Source organism: Pseudomonas sp. (genome assembly GCF_050739995.1).
Lineage (GTDB): Bacteria > Pseudomonadota > Gammaproteobacteria > Pseudomonadales > Pseudomonadaceae > Aquipseudomonas.
The window spans coordinates 1-4,314 of sequence record NZ_JBOICG010000291.1 but is presented as its reverse complement, the minus strand read 5'-3'; the positions used below and the strand labels follow the sequence as shown (position 1 = coordinate 4,314).

The window sequence follows — 4,314 nt, the reverse complement described above, 5'->3', positions numbered from 1 at the left end:
GTGTGGGAGCGGGCTTGCTCGCGAAGCTTTTAGCGGCTGGCGAGCAGTGCCTGGCCGCGCACGACGGCTGCCTTCACCTGCGCCGGCGCAGTGCCGCCCACATGGTTACGGGCATTCACCGAACCTTCCAGGGTCAGCACGGCAAACACGTCCTGCTCGATCTGGTCGCTGAACTGACGCAGTTCTTCCAGGCTCATCTCGGCCAGGTCCTTGCCGGTGTCCACGCCGTATTTCACGGCATGGCCAACGATTTCGTGGCAATCACGGAACGGCAGGCCACGGCGCACCAGATAGTCCGCGAGGTCAGTGGCAGTGGAGAACCCACGCAGGGCTGCTTCACGCATGATCGCGTGCTTGGGCTTGATCGCCGGGATCATGTCGGCAAAGGCTCGCAGCGAGTCGCGCAGGGTGTCGGCGGCGTCGAACAGCGGCTCCTTGTCTTCCTGGTTGTCCTTGTTGTAGGCCAGCGGTTGGCCTTTCATCAGGGTCAGCAGGCCCATCAATGCGCCGAATACGCGGCCGCTCTTGCCACGCACCAGCTCGGGCACGTCGGGGTTTTTCTTTTGCGGCATGATCGAGCTGCCGGTGCAGAAGCGGTCCGGCAGGTCGATGAACTGGAATTGCGCGCTGGTCCACAGCACCAGCTCTTCGGAGAAACGCGACAGGTGCATCATCGCGATGCTGGCCGCGGCGCAGAATTCGATGGCGAAGTCACGGTCCGACACACCGTCCAGGGAGTTGCCGCCCACGGCGTCAAAACCCAGCAGTTGCGCGGTGTATTCGCGATCGATCGGGTAGGTGGTGCCAGCCAGCGCGGCACTGCCCAGCGGCATGCGGTTGGCGCGTTTGCGGCAGTCCACCAGGCGCTCGTAGTCACGGCTGAGCATTTCGAACCAGGCCAGCAGGTGGTGGCCGAAGGTCACGGGCTGCGCGGTCTGCAGGTGGGTGAAGCCCGGCATGATGGTGTCCGATTCACGCTCGGCCTGCTCCAGCAGGCCTTTTTGCAGGCGGGTGATTTCGGACAGGATCAGGTCGATTTCGTCCCGCAGCCACAGGCGGATGTCGGTGGCTACCTGGTCGTTACGGCTGCGACCAGTGTGCAGTTTCTTGCCGGTCACACCGATGCGGTCGGTGAGGCGGGCCTCGATATTCATGTGCACATCTTCCAGGTCGACGCGCCAGTCGAACGTGCCAGCCTCGATCTCGCCACGGATGGTGGTCAGGCCGTCGATGATGCTGTCGCGCTCGGCGTCGGTCAGTACGCCGACCTTGGCCAGCATCGTGGCGTGGGCGATCGAGCCCATGATGTCGTGGCGGTACAGGCGCTGGTCGAAGGTGACGGAGGCGGTGAAGCGGGCGACGAAGGCGTCGACGGGTTCACTGAAGCGGCCGCCCCAGGACTGGTTGGTCTTGTCGGTGCTCATGGATTCGCTCGTGATCTGCTTAAAAGAGGCGTGGAGGTGTGCCGCCGATAATAACAGGGTTGCCCGGGAAGGCGGTGCTGCGGGTGATCGGCATTTTTATTTGTGCAAAGGATGGCTAAGTGCCTTGCCGCCGGACGCGTCCGGGAAGAGACTGGAGCCAGGTGTTTATTGAAACGATATTTGACGATTGAGCAATGTCGTCTCAGTGAGCGTCTACAGTTGCACTGATAGAGCGTGAATGCACCAAAGTCGGGTGATGCGGTCGAAGCCCAGACTATCCATTAAAAAGGGGGGTATTCGGATTGTGTATCAGTAAACCCTACGACGATGCCCTAAGGCAGCAGGTCTTGGGCGCAATTGAACAGGTCCGGGTAAATATGGGTGCCACTCTCAGGGCACTTTTTGCCGCTCGCGCTAGTCTTAGCGTGGATCGCTGTGACGCAAGTCACCGCACCTGTCTACGCTACCCTTGTGCGAGACTCACGCAGGAATCCAGCGCAATATGAATGTCCTGATCGTTGATGACGAACCCCAAGCCCGCGAGCGACTGAGCCGTCTGGTCAGTGAACTTGAGGGTTATACAGTCCTTGAACCGAGCGCCACCAACGGCGAAGAGGCGTTGACGCTGATCGACAGCCTCAAGCCGGATGTGGTGTTGCTCGATATCCGCCTGCCGGGCCTGGATGGCCTGCAAGTCGCTGCTCGCTTGAGCGAACGAGAGTCGCCACCTGCCGTGGTGTTGTGTGCCGGCCATGAAGAGTTCTCCGCGCAGACGCTGGAGGCCAGCGGCGTCAGTTTCGTGACCAAGCCGGTAACCGCAGATCTTCTGCTCAAAGCCTTGAAAAAGGCCGAGCGTCCAAATCGCGTCCAGCTTGCCGCGCTGACCCAGCCTGCAGCCCAAAGTGGTAACGGGCCTCGCAGCCATATCAGCGCGCGGACCCGCAAGGGTATTGAGCTGATCCCCTTGGGGCAGGTGGTCTACTTCATTGCTGATCACAAGTACGTGACCCTGCGCCACGAGACGGGCGAAGTGTTGCTCGATGAACCCCTCAAGGCCCTTGAGGATGAGTTTGGCGACCGCTTCGTGCGTATCCACCGTAACGCGTTGGTGGCCCGTGAGCGGATAGAGCGCCTGCAACGCACACCTCTTGGGCACTTTCAGCTGTTTCTGAAGGGACTCAATGGTGATGCCTTGATCGTCAGCCGACGCCATGTCGCCGGCGTGCGCAAGATGATGCAGCAGCTTTAGTCCAAGGGCTGCAGCGAGGTCTGCAATCCTGATCCCGGTGCGACGCGGCCAGGGAGGCCCCGTACTTGCTGATACAAATCAAAGCGTGATTGCCTGAGCTGTTATTATCTGCCGTATCTATTCAGTACGGATTGATCCATGTCCTCTCGCGAAATCCGCATCGCCACCCGTAAAAGCGCCTTGGCCTTGTGGCAGGCCGAATACGTCAAAGCACGCCTTGAGCAGGCCCACCCAGGTCTCAAGGTGACCCTGGTGCCCATGGTCAGTCGCGGCGACAAGCTGCTCGACTCGCCGCTGTCGAAGATCGGCGGCAAGGGCTTGTTCGTCAAGGAGCTGGAAACCGCGCTACTGGAAAACGAAGCCGACATCGCCGTGCACTCGATGAAAGACGTGCCCATGGACTTCCCCGAAGGCCTGGGCCTGTATTGCATCTGCGAGCGCGAAGACCCACGCGACGCCTTTGTTTCCAATACCTACACGTCTCTGGACGAACTGCCTTTGGGCAGTATCGTCGGCACCTCCAGCTTGCGTCGTCAGGCGCAGTTGCTGACCCGTCGCCCGGACCTGCAGATCCGCTTTTTGCGCGGCAACGTCAATACCCGTCTGGCCAAGCTGGACGCCGGTGAATATGACGCGATCATCCTTGCCGCGGCGGGTTTGATCCGCCTGGGCTTTGAAGACCGCATCACTTCGGCGATCAGCGTCGAAGACAGCTTGCCCGCAGGCGGGCAGGGGGCCGTGGGTATCGAATGCCGAACTGCCGACAGTGAAATTCACGCCTTGCTCAAACCCCTTGATCACCCCGATACCGAAGTCCGTGTTACGGCCGAGCGCGCGCTGAACAAGCACCTCAACGGTGGTTGCCAGGTGCCGATTGCCTGTTACGCGGTGCTTGAGGGTGAAAACCTTTGGCTGCGTGGTTTGGTGGGTGATCCGGACGGCGGTACCTTGCTCACTGCGCAAGTGCGTGGGCCGCAGTGTGACGCCACCGCCTTGGGTATACAGGTGGCTGAGGAACTGTTGGCCAAGGGCGCTGGCGCCATTCTGCAAAAAGTCTACGGCGAGGCGGGTCCGCAGTGACCCAGTGGCGTGTGCTGCTGACGCGGCCTGCCGAGGAGTCGATGGCGCTGGCGGCGTCATTGTCCGAGGCCGGCATTTTCAGCAGCAGCCTGCCCTTGCTGGATATCGAAGCCTTGCCGGTTACGGCTGAGCAACAGGCTGTTTTTGCTGATTTGGGTCGCTATTGTGCGGTGATTGTGGTGAGTAAGCCTGCCGCACGCCTTGCTTTACGGCAACTGGATCGGGCTTGGCCGCAACTGCCCTGGTTCAGTGTCGGTGCAGCCACCGCACAGGTACTGGCCGATCACGGCCTCAACGTTCACTATCCGCAAACCGGCGATGACAGCGAGGCCTTGCTTGCATTGCCTGCCTTGCGCGAGGCTATCGCAGGCCAGGGTGCCCGCGTGCTGATCCTGCGCGGCGAGGGCGGCCGAGAATTGCTGGCTGAGCGTTTGCGTGAACAAGGTGCTAGTGTCGACTATCTGGAGTTGTATCGCCGTTTCCTGCCGGACTACGACCGTGCAACGCTGACCCAGCGCATAAACGTGGAACGCTTGAACGGCGTGGTGGTCAGCAGTGGGC

The 4,314-nt window shown here is 61.0% G+C and carries 4 protein-coding genes; 3 read left to right on the top strand and 1 reads right to left on the bottom strand.

What is annotated here, in order from left to right:
- Nucleotides 1–29: 29 nt before the first annotated feature.
- Nucleotides 30–1,424, bottom strand: coding sequence for an argininosuccinate lyase (gene argH, locus ACRESD_RS09980; RefSeq protein ID WP_071488042.1), 1,395 nt, complete (start codon nucleotides 1,422–1,424; stop codon nucleotides 30–32).
- A gap of 502 nt (nucleotides 1,425–1,926) precedes the next feature.
- Between argH and ACRESD_RS09975 the strand changes: the two genes are divergently transcribed.
- The 3 genes from ACRESD_RS09975 to ACRESD_RS09965 all read left to right on the top strand — a co-directional run.
- Nucleotides 1,927–2,673 carry a LytR/AlgR family response regulator transcription factor gene (locus tag ACRESD_RS09975; RefSeq protein WP_431750761.1) on the top strand — a complete coding sequence of 249 codons (747 nt, stop codon included), beginning with the start codon at nucleotides 1,927–1,929 and terminating at the stop codon, nucleotides 2,671–2,673.
- A gap of 138 nt (nucleotides 2,674–2,811) precedes the next feature.
- Nucleotides 2,812–3,753, top strand: coding sequence for a hydroxymethylbilane synthase (gene hemC / locus ACRESD_RS09970; protein ID WP_431750760.1), 942 nt, complete (start codon nucleotides 2,812–2,814; stop codon nucleotides 3,751–3,753).
- The coding region (locus ACRESD_RS09965) for a uroporphyrinogen-III synthase (protein ID WP_431750759.1) at nucleotides 3,750–4,314 on the top strand (565 nt) is incomplete at its 3' end. The genes hemC and ACRESD_RS09965, both read left to right, overlap by 4 nt.

What these genes read in the sequence shown, in the direction of transcription:
- argH (WP_071488042.1), bottom strand. Translation starts at nt 1,424, where the DNA reads ATGAGCACCGACAAGACCAACCAGTCCTGGGGCGGCCGCTTCAGTGAA.
- ACRESD_RS09975 (WP_431750761.1), top strand. Translation starts at nt 1,927, where the DNA reads ATGAATGTCCTGATCGTTGATGACGAACCCCAAGCCCGCGAGCGACTG.
- hemC (WP_431750760.1), top strand. Translation starts at nt 2,812, where the DNA reads ATGTCCTCTCGCGAAATCCGCATCGCCACCCGTAAAAGCGCCTTGGCC.